The 23,760-nt window shown below is 48.3% G+C and carries 20 protein-coding genes; 9 read left to right on the top strand and 11 right to left on the bottom strand.

Translation table 11 applies throughout. The features are described from left to right. The first annotated feature begins 52 nt into the window (after window positions 1-52). Window positions 53-916 carry a hypothetical protein gene (locus JSU04_10485; GenBank protein MBS1970727.1) on the top strand — a complete coding sequence of 288 codons (864 nt, stop codon included), beginning with the start codon at window positions 53-55 and terminating at the stop codon, window positions 914-916. Here JSU04_10485 and JSU04_10480 read toward each other — a convergent pair. From JSU04_10480 to hflX, 4 genes are all read right to left on the bottom strand, one after another. Next, window positions 913-1,959 carry a hypothetical protein gene (locus JSU04_10480; protein ID MBS1970726.1) on the bottom strand — a complete coding sequence of 349 codons (1,047 nt, stop codon included), beginning with the start codon at window positions 1,957-1,959 and terminating at the stop codon, window positions 913-915. The genes JSU04_10485 and JSU04_10480 overlap by 4 nt on opposite strands. Further along, the gene (locus tag JSU04_10475) at window positions 1,956-2,756 is read right to left on the bottom strand and encodes a TIGR02147 family protein (GenBank protein ID MBS1970725.1); all 801 of its coding nucleotides are present in this window, start codon (window positions 2,754-2,756) and stop codon (window positions 1,956-1,958) included. The genes JSU04_10480 and JSU04_10475 overlap by 4 nt, the downstream gene beginning before the upstream one ends. Before the next feature lie 102 nt (window positions 2,757-2,858). Next, entirely contained in the window at window positions 2,859-3,842 is a 984-nt protein-coding gene (locus tag JSU04_10470) for a hypothetical protein (protein ID MBS1970724.1), read from the bottom strand. Between the two features lie 129 nt (window positions 3,843-3,971). Then, entirely contained in the window at window positions 3,972-5,384 is a 1,413-nt protein-coding gene (gene hflX / locus JSU04_10465; GenBank protein ID MBS1970723.1) for a GTPase HflX, read from the bottom strand. A gap of 147 nt (window positions 5,385-5,531) precedes the next feature. Between hflX and JSU04_10460 the strand changes: the two genes are divergently transcribed. Beyond that, on the top strand, window positions 5,532-6,419 hold the full coding sequence (locus JSU04_10460) for a hypothetical protein (protein ID MBS1970722.1): 888 nt from the start codon (window positions 5,532-5,534) through the stop codon (window positions 6,417-6,419). A gap of 2 nt (window positions 6,420-6,421) precedes the next feature. Here JSU04_10460 and JSU04_10455 read toward each other — a convergent pair whose 3' ends face one another. Both JSU04_10455 and JSU04_10450 read right to left on the bottom strand, forming a co-directional pair. Beyond that, complete coding sequence (locus tag JSU04_10455) at window positions 6,422-7,501, bottom strand: hypothetical protein (GenBank protein ID MBS1970721.1); 1,080 nt, start codon at window positions 7,499-7,501, stop codon at window positions 6,422-6,424. Window positions 7,502-7,558: 57 nt separating this feature from the next. Then, window positions 7,559-8,206: a hypothetical protein gene (locus JSU04_10450; GenBank protein MBS1970720.1), complete on the bottom strand. Its 648-nt coding sequence runs from the start codon at window positions 8,204-8,206 to the stop codon at window positions 7,559-7,561. Between the two features lie 122 nt (window positions 8,207-8,328). Here JSU04_10450 and JSU04_10445 point away from each other — a divergent pair, with 122 nt between their 5' ends. After that, on the top strand, window positions 8,329-8,772 hold the full coding sequence (locus JSU04_10445; GenBank protein ID MBS1970719.1) for a hypothetical protein: 444 nt from the start codon (window positions 8,329-8,331) through the stop codon (window positions 8,770-8,772). Here the strand turns inward: JSU04_10445 and JSU04_10440 are convergent, their stop codons facing one another. Then, window positions 8,773-9,543 (bottom strand): acyl-[acyl-carrier-protein] thioesterase, encoded by a 771-nt coding sequence (locus JSU04_10440; protein ID MBS1970718.1) that lies wholly within the window; start codon window positions 9,541-9,543, stop codon window positions 8,773-8,775. It abuts the gene before it with no gap. After that, window positions 9,540-10,202 carry an SOS response-associated peptidase family protein gene (locus tag JSU04_10435; protein MBS1970717.1) on the bottom strand — a complete coding sequence of 221 codons (663 nt, stop codon included), beginning with the start codon at window positions 10,200-10,202 and terminating at the stop codon, window positions 9,540-9,542. Before JSU04_10435 ends, JSU04_10440 begins: the two co-directional genes overlap by 4 nt. A gap of 239 nt (window positions 10,203-10,441) precedes the next feature. Here JSU04_10435 and lexA point away from each other — a divergent pair, with 239 nt between their 5' ends. The 4 genes from lexA (at window position 10,442) to JSU04_10415 (ending at window position 16,281) form a co-directional block, all read left to right on the top strand. Then, window positions 10,442-11,035, top strand: a complete 594-nt coding sequence (gene lexA / locus JSU04_10430) for a transcriptional repressor LexA (protein ID MBS1970716.1) — start codon at window positions 10,442-10,444, stop codon at window positions 11,033-11,035. 19 nt (window positions 11,036-11,054) lie between these two features. After that, window positions 11,055-11,597: a hypothetical protein gene (locus JSU04_10425; GenBank protein ID MBS1970715.1), complete on the top strand. Its 543-nt coding sequence runs from the start codon at window positions 11,055-11,057 to the stop codon at window positions 11,595-11,597. Continuing rightward, the gene (locus tag JSU04_10420) at window positions 11,594-12,877 is read left to right on the top strand and encodes a hypothetical protein (GenBank protein ID MBS1970714.1); all 1,284 of its coding nucleotides are present in this window, start codon (window positions 11,594-11,596) and stop codon (window positions 12,875-12,877) included. The genes JSU04_10425 and JSU04_10420 overlap by 4 nt, the downstream gene beginning before the upstream one ends. A 326-nt stretch (window positions 12,878-13,203) precedes the next feature. Further along, window positions 13,204-16,281: an error-prone DNA polymerase gene (locus tag JSU04_10415; GenBank protein MBS1970713.1), complete on the top strand. Its 3,078-nt coding sequence runs from the start codon at window positions 13,204-13,206 to the stop codon at window positions 16,279-16,281. Between the two features lies 1 nt (window position 16,282). On the opposite strand, the gene JSU04_10410 is transcribed toward JSU04_10415, so the two are convergent. Beyond that, on the bottom strand, window positions 16,283-17,068 hold the full coding sequence (locus JSU04_10410) for a c-type cytochrome (protein ID MBS1970712.1): 786 nt from the start codon (window positions 17,066-17,068) through the stop codon (window positions 16,283-16,285). Window positions 17,069-17,261: 193 nt separating this feature from the next. On the opposite strand from JSU04_10410, the gene JSU04_10405 reads away from it, so the two are divergent. After that, window positions 17,262-17,612 carry a GFA family protein gene (locus JSU04_10405; protein ID MBS1970711.1) on the top strand — a complete coding sequence of 117 codons (351 nt, stop codon included), beginning with the start codon at window positions 17,262-17,264 and terminating at the stop codon, window positions 17,610-17,612. Between the two features lie 732 nt (window positions 17,613-18,344). Continuing rightward, on the top strand, window positions 18,345-19,415 hold the full coding sequence (locus JSU04_10400) for an HNH endonuclease (protein MBS1970710.1): 1,071 nt from the start codon (window positions 18,345-18,347) through the stop codon (window positions 19,413-19,415). On the opposite strand, the gene JSU04_10395 is transcribed toward JSU04_10400, so the two are convergent. Together JSU04_10395 and JSU04_10390 are read right to left on the bottom strand one after the other, a co-directional pair. Then, window positions 19,410-20,660: a TolC family protein gene (locus JSU04_10395; protein ID MBS1970709.1), complete on the bottom strand. Its 1,251-nt coding sequence runs from the start codon at window positions 20,658-20,660 to the stop codon at window positions 19,410-19,412. The two genes, JSU04_10400 and JSU04_10395, sit on opposite strands and share 6 nt — an antisense overlap. Beyond that, window positions 20,660-23,758, bottom strand: coding sequence for an efflux RND transporter permease subunit (locus tag JSU04_10390; GenBank protein ID MBS1970708.1), 3,099 nt, complete (start codon window positions 23,756-23,758; stop codon window positions 20,660-20,662). Before JSU04_10390 ends, JSU04_10395 begins: the two co-directional genes overlap by 1 nt. Window positions 23,759-23,760: the final 2 nt, after the last annotated feature.

The following is a 23,760-nucleotide window of genomic DNA, read 5'->3' as shown; positions in this document are numbered from 1 at the left end:
CGCGTGCCGAGGTTAGGTAGACAACGGAGTCATTCAATGTAAAAGTCTTAACATGCAAATGCAAGAACTTGGCAAATCTATCGATCAGGTGCTTTCAAATGAGTTTGACGCCGTCATTTTAGAAGAATTTTGTTCAAAAGTGCAGTCACCGATTCATTTTCTAAGAACCAGCCACGAATACAATCTAGATGTGGCTCCGGCAGCAGTGACCCGCACGATTGATATTTTTGCGCCTCAAAAAGTTTCATTCGCAAAAATCGTGAGCGGCGACGGGCATGAAGATTCCGCGCAAATCACGATTCAAGATCCCGGCAATCAATGTCGTTATAAATTTTCTTTCAACGAACTATGTGCGGTTTTTTATCCGGAGGCTCGCTTCCGTATCACAGACAGCTGGAAAAATTCTCTGGCTGTGCATTTGGGAATTCTGACTTCGGATCTGACAAATCTTTTCAAGAAAGAAATTGTCGTCTCGATTGCGAACAGCGATCCTCGTAATCCGCCGTTTTGGGAACAGATGGAGCTTGTGCCGAAACTCAGTTTTTATGCGCTGTCTTCAGAGGTCCTAAAATTGATCGTGTCAAAAGGAGTGCCTGAGATTACGGTGGCCGCGCGTGTAGGCTCAGATTCCCCTTATCAGCGCTTTATGAACACCGACCACTGGGCTTTGCTGTCTTTCCGTATCGGGAAGCGCCAGCAAGTCGATATTGCTCAATACACGGATGCAAAACGCATTCGCATGAAATGCGCGCTTTTGGATTTAGGTTTTTTGGAAAATGGCTATGGGAAAGTCGCAAGAATCAAAGAGCTGATTTCGATCGACATTCCATCGGATAGCTCCAAAGAGAAAATTGAAGCCACCCAAGAGGATTTCATTGAACGCGTGCTAAAACAAATCGCCGTGTATCTGCCTTAGTAGAAAAACTCAACCGCGGCGATTTTCGGGCCGTCTTTTCCCACAAGAATTGGGAATTCTAAGAGTCCGCCGGGGATTGATAACCCAAGGTCATTGGTGTCAATATAGAAACCTTTTTGCAAAATCAGCTTCACTGTGGGCGCAGAGGAGTCGCTTCCGACGTAGCCAATCAGGCGAGTGGCCATGATTTGACTCTTTGAGCGGATTGCAAACTCAACCAGGGCGCGGCGGAAAAGCGAGGCTGGATCTTGCTGTGATTTCTGCAAAAGATCCGGCAGCAAGATGTCTTTGCATTTCGTGTCGCCGAACAAAATGCAGTTCAGCCATTTTTCGCCGAAGAGTTCCTGCAAAGAGATTTTGCCATCGCCCTTTGCAAGGGATGTGGCAGGATTTTGACGGTCGAATTGAAGTGTCGCAATCAAAAAGTTTTTGAAACCTGAATCAATCGTCGTCGAAAACTTATAAAAGAAATTATAGAATGCATCACCGTTCTGAGGATTTTCAAAGTAAGCCTGAGCAGCTCCCTCTAAACCCAGAACATCCTGATAGGTAAAGCTTTTGCCGAGGACCCACATCGTTTCGTGGAATAGGATCGCCGCTTGCTCGGTATCAGTGAGCTTAAAAAATTCCGGAAACAAAGCTGTGGTTTTGCTGACCGGGTCTGTTACAGCGAACAGGACAACTTCGCTCGGGTCGCAGTGAAAGATCTGCGCGTACTGCTCGGTGATGCTCTGACGAAGCTCGGGGTTGAGCGACTCGGCAGGCACGGCGTGATACTCACGGTTTCCAGAAGGAATGATCGCAGAAAGAATTTGAGTCTTTGCCGCATCGAGAATTGGAGCTGAAGTCATGCGCTGCAAAAGCAGGCTCATACCGGGGATTTGCGCGATCGTCGAAGGTGCCGTCTTAATCGGAATGCGGGCCGAGTGATAAGTCATGTAGCGGCCATCTTTGAAAACACCGCCACCACCATCACCAAGCTCGGTGCCGGCAAAAGAGTGGGTTGCGAGGAGCAGAACGAGGAGTGTGGCTAGGAATTTCATTTCGCGGTCTCCGTAACTTCAAAGAACCCCATCGACAGGCAGTAAACAGCGTCTTTGTTTGGCAGAGCTTCTAGCTCTTTCATGAGTTCACGGCGGAAAGTACGAATACGTTCTTTTGCCAATTCCATTTTGGATTTATCAATCGCCATGATCATCGTTGAGAAATCGCGCTCTGGCAGAGGTTTGCTTTCGATCGCGTTTCCTGCCATTTGCAAATAGCGTTTGTTGTGCTCTCGCAATGCCGGTGTTGGGATCGTCGGAGTGATCGAGCGATCCGGTTGAGCCGGAACGAGGCGTCCTTCACGCCAAGCAACCAAATTCATTTCCAACAGAGTTTCAATCGCTTTTGTCGCTTGCTCTGGGGTGATGCCGAGGCGGGTAGCAATAAACTCAGGCGTTGAGGCGACATTGCTAGTTTGTAGCAACTCAATCAGGGGGAGGTAGTACCATTCAGAAAGTGCCGAGAGCTCTTCTTCGCGAAGAGCTTTCGCATCGAGAAGTTTTGCTCGCAGGCGTTCCTCAGCCCATTTGCGCGACAACTGGCTGCGAGTGTGTTCAAGGTCGACCATGTCGATGAAGATCGCTTCGTCCTCGGAAGTTAAACGCAGCTTTTTCGAAAAATCCAAAGCACGTTTGCGGGAAATGCCGCACTTGCCGCTGAAAACTTCGCTGAGACGCGAAGCTGAAACATTCAAGTCGCGAGCAAAAGCTCTGAGTGAGTAAGCGGGGTTATTGCGTTCACGACGACGAAGTTCGTCGAGGAGAAATTTACGATATCCATCTGATTTTTGCGCCATGAATGTTGATCTGCCTCGCGGACAAACCCTTGTCAATTTTCGAGTGGACAGTCATGGTCTCTTCGTTCCGCAAGTGAACAAATTTCTCTAAGAGAGTGTTTCTCAAGGAGTATAAACAATGACGATGACGCCTTTAGCACCGGCGCCGCCGTTAGAGCCGCTATCTCCGCCGCCGCCTCCGCCACCATAATTTCCACCGGCTCCGCCGCCACCACCACCGGCCCCGCCTCCTCCGCCGCCGCCACTCCCAGCAACTGAAGGAGAAGTCGTTAAGTCATTTCCAGCACCGCCTTTACCGCCGGTGCCGATGTAGCCGCCGCCACCACCGCCGCCGCCGACAGTTCCTGCAGTTCCGTTGCCGCCGCTGCTGCCGCCGTTACCGCCACCAGCGCCCGCGTAATTGGTTCCACCTGTGCCGCCGTGTTCATTCGGGTAGGTGCCGCTATCGCCGTTTCCGCCGACTTGGCCACCGCCTCCTCCTCCGCCGCCACCACCTGTTTGGCTTCCGCCGGAACCTCCGGTGCTGCCAACACCGTTAGGCCCGCCAGATCCGCCGCCGCCGCCATCCCCGCTCGTGCCATTATTGCCAGTTCCTCCGGCATTTGTTTGATCGCCGACGGAGGATGCACTCAGGCCGCCGGCTCCACCGGTGGTGCCGTTGCCGCCGCTGCCACCTTTGGCAAGACAAGCGCCGCTGTTGAAGGAAGTATCACCACCAGCGCCACCAGCTGTGGTGCCGCTAAACACGCCGCCGGTCCCGCCGGCGCCGATGGAGTAAGGAATGCTGGCTCCCGGAGTCAGTGTGACGTTAGAGATTTTTGCATAAGCTCCGCCACCACCACCGGCGGCACGGCCGCTGCTGCGATTGGCGCCACCGCCGCCGCCACCGATACAGTGAATCGTGTTGTTGCTGCTATTCCAGTCGGCGGGCACGGTCCAACTTGTCCCCGAAGTGAGGACGACATAGACCGGGTTGCCAGTTTTTTTCCAAAATGAAAATGGAATGAGATGTGCATGGGCGCCCGTGAGCCAAAGAGATGTCGAAAAAAAAACGGTGAGTGTGAGCTGTGTGCGAATGTTTCCCATGCTTTTATCATAAGCGGACGAGTCGTTTCCACATCAGGCCTAATCTACTTAGCAGAGACGGAAACCGTTCCGCGGGCAAACATTTCGAGGTCGTGTTTTACTTTTTGTAAACTTTCAGAAACACGTTTCTTACAGACCGAAACGTGTTTTGATCTTGGCAAGCATCTCAGGATGGCTGCGAACTTTAAGAGTCACGCCTTGACCGTCATAAGACTCACCAAGGACGCGCATTTTTGCACGGATTTCGCCGATGGCGCCCTGAACATTATAGGGAACCAGCAGATCTTCATCGACCATGTCAGTTTCGAAATAGCTGATGAGCTTTAGGCGCAATTCGGCCACATCTTTCGGATTTGTTGCCGACATGAAGTGGGCGTCGGGAAATTCTTGTTCAAGTTTTGTTCGTTCATCTTTTGACAGACGGTCGACTTTGTTAAGAATGAGTAAACTTTGAATTTCGCTTGCACCGACCTCGCCAAGAACGTTTTTCGTAACTTCTAACTGCGAGCGAAAGGTCGGGTCCGAGGAATCCACTGTGTAAAGCAGCAAAGAGGCGTTCAGAGCTTCATCAAGTGTGGATTTGAATGAAGCTACGAGATCATGCGGCAGTTTTTTGATAAATCCGACGGTGTCTGAGATTAAAATACGCGGCACGGATTCAGGATAAAGAACACGCACCGTTGTATCAAGTGTTGCAAAAAGTTTATCGGCGACAAGCACTTCGCTGCCGGTCAGGGCCCGCATCAATGAAGACTTGCCGGCGTTGGTGTAGCCGACAAGCGCCACAGAAATTTCCTGACCGCGGCGGGCCCGGCGAGTGTCGTGCTCTTGTGAGATCGACGAAAGTTCCTGTTTAAGCTCCTTAATGCGATCGCGGATTTTGCGGCGATCCAGTTCCACCGTGGACTCGCCGGCGCCTTTGCCGCCGACACCACCACCGCCGCGGTCTTCGCCACCGCCGGTTTCGCGCAGGCGAGGAGCCACGTAGGTGAGTCGTGCGATTTCAACTTGCAAGCGGGCCGCGCGAGTGCGCGCATGACGGCTGAAGATTTCAATGATCACACCGGTGCGGTCTAAAACCTGCACGCCCGTGGCACTTTCTAAATTGCGCAACTGAGACGGCGAAAGATCGCAGTCAAAGATCACGACTTCGGCACGTTCTTTCGGAGCTTCGTCCAAACTATTATCGAGATCTTCTTCTTCAGCTGTAGAATCTTCGGAAGATTCGTCGTCGTCATCGTCCTCTTGATTCTTTTCAAATTTCAAGGCGGCTTTATGTTTCTTCTTTACCACCATCGGGCCGACAACGCCGGTACCGCCAGTCCACGTCGCGAGTTCTTTAAGTTTGCCATCGCCGAGAACGGTGGCACCACGCTCGGAGCTTCGGCGCTGGGAGGTTTGTCCGATAACATTGTAACCCAGTGTCGTAACAAGACGGGACAGTTCCGCAAGAGAGCCTTGAATCTCTTCATCGGAGACTCGTGGCAATTGGACGCCGACCAAGAGGGCTTTGAGTGGCTTTGTATTTGTAAAGGAATCCATCATAAGAAGTTTCATCCTAGCATGAACGGAACGGGACAGGTACTAAGCTCTGCTTTTTGCCAGAGGATTTTGCGCCGGCCTCGACTGATGTTGAGTCTGTGGACGGTCTTTGTTATACGCCTTCTATCTTAAAAACAAGGGAGGACTATGAGAAAGAGCAAATGGGGGCTTATTTGTGGCGCACTTTTGATTGCAGCTACGGCTTGGGCGGCCGGGAGGGCGTTTAGCGATAAAGCTGAATCCAGCATTCAAATTCAGGAAGATGGCAACGGCGGCCTCGAGGTGCACAAAAAAGAAGTGAAATACCTGACGGGTTATTTGCCGGAATATTTGCAGAAAGTTCTTATCAAAGTGACGACGGATTTGAAAAACAATACGGGGATGGACGGCGTTCAGGGGCAAAGCGTGATCGAAGCGCGTTCGCAGAATGATTTTTTTGCAGCACCGATTTGGACCGTAACAAATGATGCTCAAGAAGTGGCTTACGAAAATGATTATCTCATTAAGGCCGTCAAATACGGTTGCTGTGGCGATTTCACGCGGTCGGCTTTGTACAACGTCGCCAACGGCAAAAACCCTGCGACCTACCTCGATGAAGATTTTTATACGATCTCTGTTCCGAATACTCAGAATGGAAATCGTTACATGGCTCAGATCGACGATCCGACAGCGCCAAAAACTCGTAACGGCAAAGACTATATTGGCAGCATCGCTTATTTTCATGACAACGATATTCTGGCGATTGCACGTTTCTATGCCAAAGTTCCGGCAGGTTGGGGAACGCAAATTGGTGACGTCAAACTTATCAATACCGCGGGCGCAAAGAGCAAAAATGCTTTCCGTGGTAAAGAATTAGAACTTTGGGACTCTGACGGCAATAAAGATGCTCACGCGGCTTTTAAGGGCTTTGCGATGACTGGCACAATCATGTTTGATACTCAAACACTGACTTTGTCCGTTCCAATCAGCGGCGATCAGATCGACGACGCTGGCATCAAAGTCAGCGCCGGTCTTGAGTTTGAAGTGATTCGTTAGACTTACTTAAAGAACAGAGGAACCACTTCGATCGCGATCAGCACGATAATGATGATCTCGAGAAGCTGGTTCTTCTTTTCATTGCCTTCCGAGACGAAGATCTTTGAAATCTGCGCTAAGTTCTCGAGCTTCTGATTGACACTGTCCTGCCAGTCTTTAAAGCGGAAGCGCTGAGAAGCCGCACGGAAGATCTTGGCAAGATAAAAATCCCCCACGACTTTCATGCTGTTCTCAACACTCTCGACGGTGTCCGCGATATCCAGGTAAAACTTTGCGGCTTCTTTCGAAAGCTTGTTGTAATAACTTTGGAAGATGTTGAATTTTTGTTTTTCAAGGGCGTTGTACAAGTAGGTCAGCTTTTCATCGAGCAAATCGTCGTAGTGGCGCATCTCAAGCAGCTGGCAGAGTGAGAACTCAATCACATCCACAATATCCAGCGAGCCTGAGGGTTCGATAATCAAAGCCGAGTTCCAATCAATCACCGCAAGGTCATCGTTGCTGTACTGGAAGGTGCTGTCTAAGATGGTCTTCTTTGTTTGCTCCGACAGATTCTCGTTATTCTCCGACAGGATTAAGCGGAAGATGTCATAGCGGTTAAAGATTTCCATCGCATTTTTTTCGCAGCCATCCAATTTGCGGAAGAAGTAACAGATGTAGTCTTCGTAAGTTTCCCAGTTTGTGGTTTGCACGCGCTCGGGGTTCATCGTCAGAAGAATCTGTTCCACTTTTTGTCTGGCGAGCAAATCGAGGTTGTTATCATTTTCGAGGAAATTGCCGAGCTCGATCAGTCGATTCCATGACATGCTTTCGGGTATTCCAAAAGACATCGTGATCGAAAGTGCGCCGAAGTGCCAAATCTTTGCCGAGATCTCAAGATCGAGGGGGTGTCCCAAAGCATCGTACTTCGAGACCTCGACATTCAGAGACAACGGAGCGTTATTGATGATCATGGCTTTGGAAGAACGATTCAGACGGAATCTTTGAGCCATTGTCGTGGTCTCAAAAATCTTTTGAGCAGCCTCGAGATTTACATCGCGGCCGATATCAAATACGCGGTAGATAAGAATGCGTCCGTTCATCATGGCTGTACGTCCTTCCTGGAAAATTCATCGTAAGGGATTTTCCACTGAGACGCAAGCTTACTTGGGAGCGCCCTGAGTGACTTTGAGGCCGTAATTTCGCAATTCTTTCTCGAGTAGCTCCTGCTGCCAGGGCTCGGGGTATCTTTCGATCGTCTGCTGATAGAGATCATTGCGAGTTTCGGGATCCCGGTGTCGGGCCATTGCAACGACCCCGTATTGGTAACATATTTTAAAATCCGTGCACTGATCAAGATACATAGAATAGGCAATAGCGACGATGTTTCGGCGTTCGTGATTTTCAAGCGCAGAGAATTTGATGTCAGGTCCACTGTTTAGGACTTCATTCATCGCAAAGAGCGCGATGTTTTCAGGTGTCTCTTGCTTTTTGAGAAGCTCAATCAAATGCAAGCGCTCCATCCCCGCCGCAGGGTTATTTAAAAGCTCTCGGTATTTTTTAAATTCAGCGCTCTGCTCAGTTTGAGGCGAAACCATTGGCGTGTTCGTGATTTTGGGACCAGGTGGCGAAGGTGTTTTTGTCTCTGAGTCATCATTGACGATAGCTTTGCGAGGAGCAACAACTTGAGACGGTCCATTTGCTTTTTTTATTTTTCTCGGGAGCGGCTTATTAACGTACCGATAGATGAAGAAGCTTGAAGTGAGCACTATAATAATCAGCAAGATTTTTTCAAGCTTCGGTTTTAGCACGACTAGAAAATCCTCGACACGCGTTCAGTTAATTAACAACAAAGTCTGTGGAGATCGCTTTTTAGTTGGTCTCGTGTTTGCAACAACCTTAGTCAGGTTCGCTTATCATGCGGGGGGATTCAATGAAAAATATCATCATGTCTGCAATCAGTTTTACCTTCATTTTTGTGGGAGCTTCGCAGGCTTTGGCTCAGAGTGATTCATCAAAAGCCAAGCTCGATCTTCAACTTATAGAGAAATATAAAGGCACGGAACTCGCAAAAAAACTCATTGAGCGCCGTTGTAAATCATTGCCGGAAGTTTCTAGTCTTTGCCAAAGCTCTCAGCCTATGAGTCCCGCCCAAGAAGACACAGTTGAGCAGGCTGTAAAAGAAGATCTTCAGCAACAGAGCGTTCAATCTTCATCGACATCTATCAATGTCAGCTCAGGTGACGGAGCAACACAAAGCTCGACCGTGAAGGCGGCATACCCAGGCGCTGATTGTGTTCAGCAAGCCACACAAAATATCACGAAATTTACCAGCGGCTTTGCGGCTCGCTTAAACAAGGCCATCAACCGCAACTAGTTAACGTTTTTCCCAAGTGAGTTTGGCGGTGAAGAGAACTCTCTCATCGGCTGCTCGTAAGCCGCGATACCAGGATTCTCCTTTATTTGCGGTGAAGCCGTTCGCATGCTCACAGTTGCGATCGACTTGGACTTCGTCCCCTAAATGAGTCTCTGCTAGGAAATTCACTGAATACGAGTTCAGTCGGAGTGAACGGTGGAGATCATAGGGGATGGAATCCAGAATCCACTGCGCATACTTCGTATTGTTGACATGTTGATTGGTGTCGAGATCGGAGTTACGCACTCCAAATTTCGCAAGCGTTTCGTAAGTTCCCTCCACCGGGATTTTATCGGCGACGAGCCCGGTGGCTTCTTGACGGGCGATCTGAGCCCATGGGTAAAGATCTTGAGCGGGGAGGATGCGTTTCGTTTGGCGATCCAGTGCTAGCCAAGATGTCACGCACGCGCCGATCTCTTTGCCGCTGTCATCGAGAATGCGGAATTCACGTGCAACGAACGCGCCTTCTGGCGGTCTCAACCAAGTTTGTACTTGCACGGTTTTTCCAAATGCAGGCCATTCCGTCATTTTGAGTGTCTGCCGAGTCACAACCCAGAAAAGATTTTTCTCTTCCATCGCTTTCATGCCGAAACCGAGAGTCTCCGCGTGCATCCACGCGGTTTCTTGCATGAGGTTCAAAACTCCATAGAGGCCAAGGCGTCCCATGGCATTTACAAGAAGGCTGTTGATTTTGTAGTTTTCCGTCCAAAGAGTTTTGATTTCTTGGCTCATGCATTGCTTTCTTGAGGCTTGCGTTTTTCCCAGCCGGCTTTCATCGGGCGATCTTTCTCCACGATGAGCGGCGGGTTCAGGCGATGCTCACGTAAGTACTGGACAAGTTTTTGCGGATTTTGTTTCTCCGGCTTTGTCCACTCGGTGAAAGATTCTTTCGGCAGAAAAATGGGGCTGCGGTCATGACCGATACGATGAACGAATTCGAGAGCCGGTGAGGTCAGAATGGCGAAGCTTGCGATCTCTTCGCCGGTTTTTTTGTCGATCCAGTGATCATAAATTCCTGCAGCAAAAAGGGGTTCGTGATCTTTGCGTTCAAACGCCACCATATTGCCGGCGTATTCATGCTCATAGATCGGCTCGACGAATTTGCTGATAGGAACGAGGCAGCGGTTGGCTTCAAAAGGTTTTCGCCACGTCGGTTTTTCAATCACTGTTTCAATCCGTGCATTATAAGTGGCGAATTTCTGCTTCTTCTCCGTCGCCCAGGAGGGGATCAGAGAGAAGTTCATCATGTGCAATCCATCGTGGGTCAAAACCGGGGCGCTGGTGTACGGGGTGATCCGCTCAAGCCAGGGGGGAATGTCGTTCGAAATGGAAATTCCGAAGAGGGTTTCTAGATCTAGGGCCTGGAGTTTCACAATGTATTGTGCACACATAAGGTCCTACCGTAGTGCATCTATCACGTGATTTCAAAGGTTTACGAAAAAAGTTAAAAAAAACACGAGACCCCTCTTGCGGGTACGGGAAATGTACGGTTATATTCAAAGTACGGGAAATGTACGGGCACGAAAGTGCGTTAAAAGTACGAGTGTGAAAGAGCCTCCTAAAAGGCAGACGCCCGCAAGAGCGAGTCAGAGATGCAAAGTGTGATGAAGAAAGTAGTAAGGAGAGTGCGATGCAAAACTTAACTGCGAATCAAAAGAAAGTTCTCGAGTACATCGAGAAGTATCAAGAAAAAAACGGCTTCCCTCCGACCTACGAAACCATCGCGAAGCATTTTGGCTATGCGACAAAGTCTTCGGTACAGCACTACGTCGAAGCTTTGACAAAGAAAGGTTACCTGACCAAAGAGCGTCATCTTTCTCAGAGTCTGACCGTTCACAAAGAGGGGAACCTGGTTCCTCTGCTCGGTAAGGTGGCCGCTGGCCGCCCTATCGAGAACCGTAAATTTAACGAACGCATCGAAGTTCCTCTCAGCATGCTAAAAGGAGCTGGCGAGTATTTTGCTCTGCAGGTTTCTGGGGATTCGATGATCGGTGAGGGCATTCTTGACGGCGATTACGTTGTGATTCGCAGTCAAGAATCTGCCACCAACGGCGAGATCGTCGTTGCTGAAGTTGATGATGAAGCGACGATCAAGCGTTTCTATAAGAAGCGGGATCATGTCGAATTACATTCCGCCAATCCTCAATACAAGCCCATTATCGTGGAAGAGGATCGGCAACTGAAGATTGCAGGAATTTACTGCGGACTGCTGCGCTTTCAATAACAAATAGGTAAACCCTCATATGAGCTTAGTTCTAGTGAAGCCCTCTCTCGAGGAGCTAAGGCAGCTTATTGGCTCCGCCCAGCATCTTGAGAGAGAAAAAAGCGATTTTACTCTGTTTCGCGAGGGCTTCCCAAAGGGCTCGATTATTGAAATCAGCGGTTTTGGCAAAACAGAATTAGTAAGTTTGTTTTTGAAAGAACATCCAGACATGAAAGTGGCCTGGATCGAAAAGGAGTTAACGATCAACCCCTATGCGCTTTTTCAAAAAGGGGTGAAGACAGAAAATGTATTATTTATTGAAGCTGGAAAGCAACTTGCTTGGTGTATCAATCAAGCTCTCCAATCAGGATGCTTTCAAGCCTTAGTAACTAATCTCGATGTAGACCGTTCCACTGACGAAAAAGATTTAAGACGCTATCAGCTTCTCTCTGAGAGATACGGGGCCCACTTTTTTCTTTTGTCTGAGGATCTCCATCAAAGCTGGGTGCCGAATTTACAATTAAAGGTTTCGAAGAAAAAACTTGGTTTCAATATCGAAACCACAAAAAGGAGGATGGGATGACAGTCGTATGCTTAGAATTCGAACAGCCGCAAAACCTGCAAGCCCTTGCAGAAATTTTTTACCGCGCAACTCCTCAGGTGATGACCCGAGGGGATCGCTTCCTCTTCATGGATATATCGAAATGCTTGGGGCTTTACTCGGTGAATACTTTTATTAAACGGACCCTGGTCACTCTGCGGAAAGCGGGAATACGGGCCAAGATCGGAGTCGGCGAGGACGTGCCCACGGCCTTGTCGTTTGCGGTGTTGGATCAACGGGATAAGCTCGCGTTACCGATTGATACATTGAAATATTATTTCGATCCTCTCGGAGAACAAATGGAACTCACTCAGAAAGTCGTAAAAATGACGGAGCTTTTAAAAAGCCTCGGCGTTCGCACACTGAAGGATTTCTTAAAGTTCTCTGTGCGTGAGATCAGTACAAGATTCAGTACTGTCGGCCTGATGGCTTATTACCGAGTGATGGGTGAAAGCCCGGTGCCATGGAAAGCGTTTAAGCCGAGCGAAGTGATTACGGAGCGTCATGAATTTGACTTGGAAAGTCCGGTCGACAATCTCGAGCCGATCTATTTCAAGATGAAGACGATGCTCGATCGTATGCAGTTGCGATTGCGAGGTAAAGGCAAACGGGCACGGCAGTTTGATATTATTCTTCGCCAAGAACACGCGCTGACTCCTGCAGAGCAAGATTATAAAATCTCGATCTGCCTGCAATTGCCGTATGTTTCGCAGAAGGTGATTCTGCAAGTGGCAAAGGAAATGGTCGATGCTCAAGTGGCGGCGAAACCGATCAAGCATCGAATCACGGAGTTCTCGTTGGTGGTCACCGAAGAGATCCCGTACGCGATGAACCAAAAGGATCTCTTCAACCAGCGACGAGAAGAGAACGAAGAGTCTTTCTTCCAATTTGTTTCCCGGGTTGCAACGCGAATTGGAGAGAAAGCAGTTTTCTTTGCGCGGATGCGGGAGAGTTATATACCCGAGAAGACATGGGAGAGGGAGGCCGAGCCGCCGAAGATCCCTCCTCCCGTGGACCGCCTGGCTGAACGGCCCTTGCGTCTGCTTCCGACGCCAAGCCAGGTGCACTTTTGGGGGAAGCACATCTGCTGGGATGACAATGTCGATGAGGTTGAAAGCCTCGATAACCGCGAGATTGTTTTCTCAGAATGGTGGGAGAATTCGCTTGAACGCGTGTACTACCGGCTGACGACTAGTAAGGGACGTCAGCTCTGGTTATACCGGACGGCGCAGGGGGATTTTCTGCAGGGGGAGTTTGATTGAGCCTGCAATGATTGTGTGGATTGGAGGTGGCTTCGCACTTCTTCCTGCATCCTGCAATCAGGGACTCTGTCCCCGAACCCCTGACCCGAAGGGCAGCGAAGCTCAAGCTCGGCCATCGTGGCCGACCTTCCGACGTAAATGGGGAAGTAAATTACGGCGTTTGTACTTGTATTGAGGTACAGGAACCTGACGGCCTGGACGGCCGGCAGGAAGCGGAGCTCGAGGCGGGAGCCTCGATTGACAGGACGCTCAGGATAGTTCGAAGACAGCAAGAGTTTTTTATTCAGCAACAAGAATTAACGAAGTTTTATCAGCATAGGTTCATCATGAGTTACGTCGAGTTACGCGCAAAATCGAATTTTAGTTTTTTAACGGGTGCTTCTCACCCGGCGGAGCTCGTTGAAACCGCCATTTCGCAGGGATTAAGCGGAATCGCGATCACAGACATGGATGGTGTGTATGGAATGCCAAGAGGTTACCAGATTGCTAAAAGTCATCCTGATTTTAAGTATCTTGTCGGTACTGAATGCGTGTTTGTAGATCACCCGAATATCACGGTGCTCGCTCAGACCCGCGCGGCCTACGGGAGAATCTGCCAACTGCTCACAAAAGCAAAGCGCGGCAGTGAGAAAGGGAAGACTCATTTGGAGTTCGCGACCTTTTTAGAATTTTTGGGAATGCAAAAGTCGCCAGAGGTTTTTGTCTTGCCAAGAGTTTCTAAAGAGACTCGTATCGGCGATCTGAAAGAAGTCTTCGGTGTCACGCAAGTGTCTTTGCCTTTGACCATTTACTTGGACGGCAATGATAAAAAGCGTGTCGCCGAACTGACGGAGTACTCACGGTATTTTGATCTGCCGCTCGTGGCTTCAAACGATGTGGAGTATCACGAGAGTAAGCGAAAGATGGTTCAGGATGTTTTGATTTCGATCCGCGAAGGAAAGACGTTGCAAGAGATCGGCTTTAAGCTTCAGCCGAACGCTGAGAGATACATCAAAACGCCTGCGCAAATGGAATTGCTCTATAAGGATTTCCCGGGGTCGCTCTTAAGGACCCTGGAAATCGCACACGCCTGTACTTTTTCTCCGTCGGAGTTGCGTTACCGCTACCCTTCGGAATGGATTCCAGTGGGGTTTGAGGCGCAGTCCTACTTGGAACACCTGATCTGGAAAAATGCTCCCGAGCGCTACCCGCAAGGAATGTCCGACCGGGTAAAGCGTCAGCTCCTGCATGAGCTTAATCTCATTCAGGAGCTGAAGTTCGCAGATTATTTTTTAACGATTTATGACATCGTCGAGTTTGCAAAGAAAAAAGATATTCTCTGCCAGGGCCGGGGCTCGGCAGCGAACTCGGTGGTGTGCTACGTGCTAGGGATTACGGCGATCGATCCCATACAAATGGACCTTTTGTTTGAACGCTTTATCAGTGTCGAGCGCGGAGAGCCGCCAGATATTGATATCGATTTTGAACACGAACGCCGTGAAGAAGTGATTCAGTATATTTACGAAAAATATGGCCGTCATCGCGCGGCCATGGTCAGTGCTGTGATTACTTATCAGAATCGCAGTGCTTTCCGTGAGGTTTGTAAAGCTTTTGGACTGCCTGTAGGCACGCTTTCAGCAAAGAAAGTAGAAAGGGACTTCGATGAAATCGTTAAGGATATACCAGAGCCCGAGAAGTTACGTCAAAAAATCGACACAATTGCCGATGCGATTATTAATTTCCCACGCCATATTTCCATTCATAGCGGAGGGTTCACACTCAGTGCAGACCCAATTGTGGATATTGTGCCTGTTGAACCTGCTCGTATGGATGGGCGCACTATTATTCAATGGGATAAATATGACTTAGACACCCTCGGTTTGATTAAAGTCGATGTGTTGTCGCTAGGGATGTTGAGCTGCCTTCAAAAAGCTTTGAAGCTGACGGGGAAGAAGCTCTATGAAATTCCCCAGGATGACAAGCCGACCTACGACATGATTTGTGAGCGCGATACTGTCGGAACTTTCCAGATCGAGTCGCGCGCGCAGATGCAGATGCTGGGACGATTAAAACCACGGAATTTTTATGATCTCGTTGTGGAAGTGGCCATTGTTCGCCCTGGTCCCATTGTCGGCAATATGATTCATCCCTATCTCAAGCGCCGTCGGGGACTTGAAAAAATTGAATACCCAAATGAAGTGGTGAAACGTGTTCTTGGTAAGACATTGGGAGTCCCTCTGTTCCAAGAACAGATTATGAAACTCGCGATTGATCTCGCGAACTTTACCCCAGGAGAAGCCGATGTCCTTCGTAAATCTATCAATGCTTGGCGTAGTAGTGCTCCTATTGGTGTTATGGCCGACCGACTTAAGCGAGGACTCCTCGATAACGGAATGACCGAAGCCTTCGCCAATCAGATCTTTGATCAGATTCAGGGCTTCAGTCATTACGGTTTTCCTGAGAGTCATTCGGCCTCGTTTGCGCTGCTGGCGTATGCTAGTTGCTATTTGAAATGCCATCACCCGGCGGAGTTTGCGTGCTCGCTTGTGAATAGCCAACCGATGGGCTTTTATCGCAACGATACTATTATATATGATGCTCTCAGGCATGGTGTCAGAGTTTTGCCGGTGTCGGTGTTGCACTCGGAGTGGGACTGCGTGATTGCGGGCCCCAATACGATTCGGCTTGGCTTCCGAGTGACGAACGGTATTGCCAAGAAAGATGTCGAGTTTTTGATACAAGAGCGCAAGCAGGAACGCTTCCGCAGTCTCGGCGACTTTGTCCGTCGTTCAAAACTGAAAAAGGATGTTCTGCACAGAATGGCCATGGCCGGCCGCTTTGAAGAGTTTCAGTGGGACACGCGCGAAGCTCTGTGGGCGGTGCTTGAATATCAAAATATGTTTCAAAAGCCAGTAGAAAATCAGCTGAGCTTCTTTAATGATTTAGAGATCATTCCGATGTCATCAACGCAGATCGAGTTTCAAAAACTTGACGGCTTTGAAAAAATTCAAACCGATTACGAGGCCTTTTCGATTTCTACGCATGGGCATCCGATGGCAGAAATCCGCAAGAACATGCCGGGGATTGCTAAAGGCACTTCTCAAACATTGCGTGATTCCGTGAACGGCCGAAGGATCACGGTCACAGGCTTGGTTCTTGTCCGGCAAAAGCCACCCACAGCTAAGGGCGTTTGCTTCTGTACAATGGAAGATGAGTTTGGATTTATTGATATTATTCTGTGGCGCAAGAATTTTGAAAAGTATCGCGAAGTATTTTTGAATCATTGCTTCATTACGGTGGGAGGAGTGGTGCAGAAGGACGGAAATACCACGAGCTTGCTTGTGGATATGGTAAAACCTGTGTGGAATACGGCGCACTTAGACAGTACGCCGTTGCCGCTAGAGCCCACGCAGTATTTTTATTGAACTAGTTATTCAATGCACCCGCCGTGATCCAATCAGAAATAGCTTTGATTTCTTGGGCACTGAGCTTTCCACTAGTGGGCATTTTACCACTATTTGTAGCAGTATATAGCGGGCTTGCGGCAGGATTTTTCGCGACCACGGCTTTTAACGTAGAAGTATAATTCGCAAAAGAGTAACCACCGGCACTGCCATGGCAGTTCACGCATTTCGGCTTCAGAATATTATTATAGATATAGGTAAAAGTTGCCATCGACGGAGTCGCTGTTGCAGTAGGAGTAGGAGTGGGAGTCGGAGTTGTCGTTGGTTTTGGAGTCGGTGAAACCATCGGTGTCGCAGAAGCGACTGGCGTAGGTGTCGGTGACACGGCCGGAGTTGGTGTCGGCGTCGTTGCCAAAGATAGGATCCACTCTTGAATGATCGCAGCATTTGCTGAGCTCATCGGATTTCCTGGGGGCATCTGACCATTAATGATTTCTAAATACAAAGTCGAAGCAGAGGGATTGCCTTTCACAATATAGGAAGAAGCCGCCAACAGATTCAAGTCATTGACATAGGTGAGGGCTGTGCCACTAGCATTGCGACTGTCATGGCAAGAAGCGCAGTTTTTCTCCAAAATACTCAATGTTTGAGATTTTAAATCGGCATCCGCGAGGCCTGCCGTCGAACCGAGGTCCGTTCCTGAGTACGAGGCATCAAAACCTGAGCTGAATCTTCCGCAAGCTTGATAAGCAAGAGCTAAAGATAAAAAACCAATTATACTGAGAATTTTTGCGGAATGATGAGCCATAAAACTTTCCCCCGCAAATAGTATATTACCGTTGACACACTGTTGTCCCTAGCGGTCTCAAATTGAGACACTACATTTGTGCGATAAAGTGTTCTTTAGGTTTTGTGAAAACAGATTATCCAGAAATCAAATCTTCTTATTTATTGCTCTCGATGATCCCAGATAATAGCATCAAATTCATGAAGGAGAATTTATGAAATACACCGGTGGCTGCCACTGCGGCAACGTTAGCTTCGAAGTAGAAATGACAATTGATAAGTTGATTTCATGCAACTGTTCCATCTGTCAAAAGAAGGGCCACCTGCTGGCTTTTGCTGGGCCAGATAATTTCAAACTCTTAAAAGGCAAAGATTCTATCAAAGAATACTTGTTCAATAAAAAAGTCATTCACCACTATTTCTGCACCAACTGCGGAATCGGTCCTTTCGGCATGGGCAAAAAACCAGGTGGCGAAATTTCCTACGCCATCAATGCCCGCTGCCTCGACAACGTCGATGTCGACAGCTTCGAAATCATTAAGTTCAATGGCCGCGATCTGGTTTAGGTATATTTGTTAAGCCCTAAAGTGTTTGAAATAAAAAGCACTGGCTTAGAACCCAGTGCTTCCCCAATACATACTCTGCATTTTTAAGCAGGGTTATTGTTCAGAGTACTCTTTAGAAAATTCATCTTCTGAAATCTCTGACCAATTTTTTTCACGGTGTCATTCTTTGATTGAGGACAATAAATTTTCTCTATGGATAAGTTCAACTTAGTTGTCGTTGAAGAAACTTCAAGGTTTTTAGGTAAATCTTTTGCATTGACCGCTTGAGGATTAGATTTCAACTTGGCACTGCCGACACATTGATATTTTGTGCTCGCAACTGAAACAGTGCCTATATAAAAAACTATAATTCCAAAAAACAATTTCATAAAAAAATAGTAACACTCAACAGTAAGTGTTCAACAAAGAAAATGATTTGGACTGAGCCTGTTAAACATTGGAGTGATCAAATGACTTCACCTTCGTCGCCGAAGGTAGTGCTGCGTTAATTTCATCGTTACCGATTTTTCATTTGACGGTAGTTTTAATAATTTTTTGCGTGAGTTTTTCATCTCGTAGGGCGTGTTCTCTGTGGGGCCTATAAGCATATTAACGCCATTTTGAGCGTTGAATTTTTCCAAGAGATCACGGGTTTCGTGCGGCTTCAAATCGCCTCTGAGATGGGATTTTAGAACGAAGAATTCATTTTTAAAAACTCATGATACATTCCTTTTCGATCAAAGGAGTTCGCGAATGAAACATGTTAGTTACCAAATTGATGAGAACATCAAAAAGCTTTCTGATAAAAACTTACTAGAGCAGACGGATCTCTTAGCTTGTGAGCATCGTAAAAATTCGGTCTTGCTTCTTCGGCATCTTCGTGAGGTTGAGGTTCGTAGGCTCTTTGTGGATTTGGGGTTTGCCTCCATGCATAAGTATTGCATCCATAAGCTCAAATTTTCTGAAGGCGAAACCCAGCGCCGCCTTACTTCTGCGAGACTTCTAACGGAGCTTCCCGAGATCGAAGGCAAAATTGAAACTGGCGCGTTGAATGTGACAAATCTATCTAAGATCCAGAGCTTTTTGCGCACGGAAAAAGCGGCTTCGCATCCGCTCACAAAAGAGCAGAAGCTTGAGATGATTTTAGAGCTTACGGATAAATCCACGCGAGATGTTGAGAAAAAACTCGTGGGGAGGTCCCATCAGCCAGCCCTTTTGGCTGAGAAGTTTCAAGGTGCTAAGGCGTCTAGCTTATTGGGAGAAGAGTTTCAAAAATTTGAAGCTACATTATCTAAAGAGCATCAGAAACTTTTAGCCGAGTTTAGAAATCTCTATGCCCATGAGCTTAAAGACTCTGGCAATGGTTCGGTCCTTGTTTTCTTACTTGAAAAAGCAGTTCAGTTTAAAAAGAAAAAGCTTGGTCTTGTAAAAACAGTGAATGCAAAAGAACTTAAAAACACCAATGCTGTACCAAGAATAAACTCTAAAGCTGACATTGCCACCGGAGTTGAAAAAGGATCATCGAAAGTTTTAAATGACCCACCTTCTCATGCTGCACCACTACCATCGGCGCCGAAGGTGAATCGGACTCCGTACAGGAAATATATCGGTGCTCGGGTTAAAAAACAAATTTGGCAGCGGGCACAAGCGAGTTGCGAGTATCGCGACCGGGAAAATGGCCAGCGTTGCGGGTCAAAACATGCTTTAGAGATCGATCATATTAAGCCGCTGGCTCTTGGTGGCACCGATGAATTGCAGAATTTACGGCTACTATGTCGGGCGCACAACGCGCGAAGGGCTGTGAAAACTTTTGCTAATCTATAAACTGCACTCGCTGGCAAGTTTGCCGAGAGCATGGCAAAGGCGGATGTACGAAGAGTGTGCCGCCTTCCAGCCTTGAATCGATAACAGCTGCGACTGGTAATAACGTTCTTGGTCGTTCAAGAGGTCATTGGCAGTACTGCGGCCGGCTTGGAAGCGCTTCAAGTTGTCCTGATACAGGTTGCTTGAAATCTTCAGGGTCTGTTCACGAATCAAGGCCGAATCGAGCTGAACGCGGAAATCGTTTTCAGACACCTTCCACTGCGCTTCGAGGTCTCTTTGTGAACGCGCGAGGTCCAGGTCGCTGCGGAGTTTGATCTCGGCCGACTGGCGGTACGCAGTGTAGTTTTCTAAACGGCTGAACAGTGGAATTGTTAAAGTCACGCCACCCACCCATTGAGGTGTCCAAAGATCATTGGTCGCGGCACTGCGCTCGTTCCCGTAAGTCAGGGTGAAATCCAAAGAAGGAAAGATCTCGGCAAATTTGCTCTTGCGTGCATAGTCGGCCGCCTCGGTTTTATTCTGGAAAGTCTGCCATTCTGGATGGTTTTGCACAGAGAAGCTTAAAGTCTTCTTCTTCAGCTTCCTCAGTTGGGTGGTCCAGGGCCAAGCTGTTTCAATCTCGACACCTGGGATATATACTTGAAGAGATTCTTTAGCTTGAACTTCAGCAAGTTCCGCATCCGTTACGCGGGCTTCGGCATTCTTCAAGTCGATGGTGACCTGATCCAATTCCTGGCGGGAAAGGATCCCTTTGCTGTAACGTTTTTCAGCGACGTTAAAGTAAACTCTCTGAGCTTCGGTGATCTTTTTGCGGATCTCGGTTTCTAAGTGAGCCGAGATATAATCCAACGCTTTACCGGCAATGGTCTCTTCCATGCGGATCTTTGTAGCCTGCAAATCCCAGCGAAGACTTGTGGTCGCCGAATCGGCTGCGCGGTAGTAAAAATAATCGCCGCCAAAACGGAAGAGATTCCAGTTCGAGCGAAGCCCATAGCTGCGTGAAACATAATGATTGTCGAGATCAGGGCCGATCTCCGAATAAGTTCCCGAAAGACTCAAATCCGGTAAGAAACGCATTTGCGATTGCAGGCGGGCACTTTCCGCGGAGCGGAGCTCGGATTCCTTGGCTTGAACTTCTTCGATTTTTTTGACGGCACTGTTCACGGCCTCTTCAAAGCCAAGCTTTACTTGGGCTGAAGCTTGCGTGGACAGTGTCAAAATTCCGATAGCTGCGATAAGTTTCATTATTTCTGATTCCTTTTCGCCGTCCAATTCAAGTAACTCACTTGCAGGGCAGGGACTACGTAGAGGGTTAACAACATCGAAACACCCAAGCCACCGCTGACCGCGATGCCGAGGGGTTGAAGAATACGGCCACCTTCACCAAATCCCAAAGCAATCGGCAACATCCCCAGAGTTGTCGTCAGAGACGTCATCAGAATCGGGCGTAAACGAGTGCGGGCCGCTTCAAGAGCGGCCTCATGAGGCTTCATGCCTTTTTCCACAAGGCGGGTCAGGAAATCGACAAGGATAATACTATTTGCCACCGCGATCCCGTTGAGAAGGATCACACCCAGTAAAGAGTTCAGTGACAACGTACTTCTAAAGATAAAGAGCGACAAAAGCACGCCGATCAGACCGAGTGGCACCGACATAAATACCAGAACAGAGTTCGCCACGTGACCCAACTGAAGGATCATCGTCAACAAAATCAATCCAGTACTGATCGCCAGCGCCCAAGTCAGCTGGTGAATCGCATCGTCGACTTCTTTCTCTGGATTTTCAAAGTTCACAGAGACCGCTTTCGCGACAGCGCTCTTCTTTTGCCATTCTTCCACGTCGGCTTGAGCTTTTTTAAGGATGTCTTTCGATTTTGATTTCTCTTCTTTTTTCAAACGGCCACGGATCAAGTATTGTTCTTCTTGATCGATCCGCAAAATAGACGGGCGTGTTTTTTCAATGCTGATATTCGCCAGCGCTTTGAGTGGAATTAATTTGCCGGCAACACTGAGTGGCAGCGCACTCAGATCCTCAACACTTTTCACATAACCCGTCGGGTATTTTAAAACGATCCCCGTCAGGCGGTTGTCCATCGTCAAGTAAGCAATCGTTCTGCCATCGGTTGCGACACGGGTGTAGTCCGCTAAGTCCGAAGGGCTTACGCGTGAGCCGGCCTTGGCAATTTCAGGCCAGAGTTCGAGGCGCGGCTGAACGGAAATCCCTTCAGGATTATTGGTTTCAGGCTTCGCCCAGAGACTGCGGTAGTATTGCTTTTCTTGAAGAGTGTCGTTGATTTCCTTCGTTGCGAGCACCACTTTATCGGCGTCTTCACCACGAACAGAAATTAACAGATTCTCAGGATCCGGGAGCGGAAGCTCGGACGGATTCCATTGATTCACCCAATAGTTCACAGTCGGCGAGTTCGGGAACTCGTTCTCGATGTTTTTAACGATCGTCGCGACATCTTTTTTGTCTTTCAGGCGAAGCATGATGCTGCAATTATTCGGGCTATTGACTTGCGTGAAAGTATAAAGCACCTGGCCCTCTAGATATTTGAGGAGTTTCGCTTCAGTCTCTTCACTCTGTGTTTCCATCTGACGGACGAGAGTATTCCCCTGAACGTTCATGCCCACGATCACCCAGTCAGTGTCCGGCGTGCCGATGATTTCCTTCGGCAGGCGCGGCAATACGAACTGGATCAAAACAAGTAACAAAACAACGAGGCCGGCATAAACGCCTTTTCGCCAGTTGGATTTTTTCAAAAATAAATCCAAAGTGCTGGCGTAGAAGTTTTCAAGCTTCACGAAGTACTTTTCAATTGGCGAAGTCACATGAAAATGACTTTCGCTCTTCATCATCTGTAGGCGCACTGTCGGAACTAAAATCAACGCCACAATCGCCGAAAGTCCGTGCGAGAACACAACGGCTTTAGCCAAGTCGCCCAAGATCGCAGAACTGAGGCCGCGGGTGAAAATGAGCGGCGCAAACACCACGATGGAAGCAATCGTTGAAGCAATGATCGGAAGCTTCACTTCATTCACGGCTTCAAGTAAGATATCGAGTTTCTCTTTATAGCTGATATTCGCCTTAGCTTTTTCGAAGTGACGGAAGATGTTCTCCATCACAACGACCGAGCCATCGACGTTCATCCCGGCAGACAGAGCCAAACCACCCAAAGAAATCAAATTCAAGTTCATATCGGTGAGCTTCATCAGAATGAAGGCCAAAACGATACTCATCGGGATTTCAATCGCCGCCGTCACGACATTCTTAAAGCTTCCGATGAAGAGGAACAAAACCAACACCGCAAGGCCCGCAGCAATGCCGACCTCGTGAACGACGTTGTTCACGGAAGAGCGGATAAACTCTGAAGGATCGACGATGACACGGTACTCAATATCCGGAGGCAAGAGGTGTCTTTTAGATTCAACAATCTGAATGATATCTTCAGACATTTTTTTGATATTGCCGCCGGACTTGGGCGAGGCAAACAGAATCACACTGAGCGCTCCGCTGGTCCGGATCACGCGGGTTTGATCGACTGGCGTCGTGTAGTCGATTTTCGCCACATGCGTGAGGTGAATCGTACGGCCTTGTGGAGTTGTAATTAGAACTCGCGACAGATCGTCAATCGTCATCACAGCACTGCGCAAAATAACCTGCAAACGCTTGGTTGCGACCTCAACGTTACCGCCACGGTAACTTTCCATCGCCACCATGACGGCGCGGGTAATATCCACCGGCAGTAATTGGTATTCAGTCAGAGCATCCGGATTGATCTCGATTTGAATTTCTTTATTCGCCGGATTCCACATCACGGCTTCGGAAGCATCCTGAACTTTTTTAAGTTCGGCACTGAAGATCGGATCCAGGATCTTATAAAGATCATCGAGGTCGCGCTTCGGGCTATAGAAGCTCGCAGCAAAGAAACCGGTGTTTTCGCTCCATGTGAAGACATTCGTGCCACGGCGAACCTCTTCCGGCATCGAAGCCGTCACTTGGTTGACAAGGTTCTGAACTTCTTTAATCGCATCGTTCGGAGGAGTGTCCCAAGGGAAGTCGATCGTGTAAGAAACTTGGCCCTTGTTGTAGTTGGCTTCGATCTTTTCGGTTTTTACCAGTTTGGTGTTGAGCGCTCCGAGGCTGTACTCAAGATTCCGGCCGTAGCTATCCAGAAACTGGCGCGCGGTCATATCACCGTAAGGAATCTGCGCTTGAATCACAGGCTTACTGCTATTTGGGAAAAGCGAGATCGGCAGACTCAAGCCGCAGAAAATACCAATAAGGCTCAAAACCCCTAAGAGAAGATAAACACGAAGCGGGCTTGCATACAGAGATTTCATTT

Source organism: Bdellovibrionales bacterium (genome assembly GCA_018266295.1).
Lineage (GTDB): Bacteria > Bdellovibrionota > Bdellovibrionia > Bdellovibrionales > Bdellovibrionaceae > JACMRP01.
Note: the sequence above shows the minus strand (reverse complement) of the source record. Positions and strands in the feature narration are given on the sequence as shown.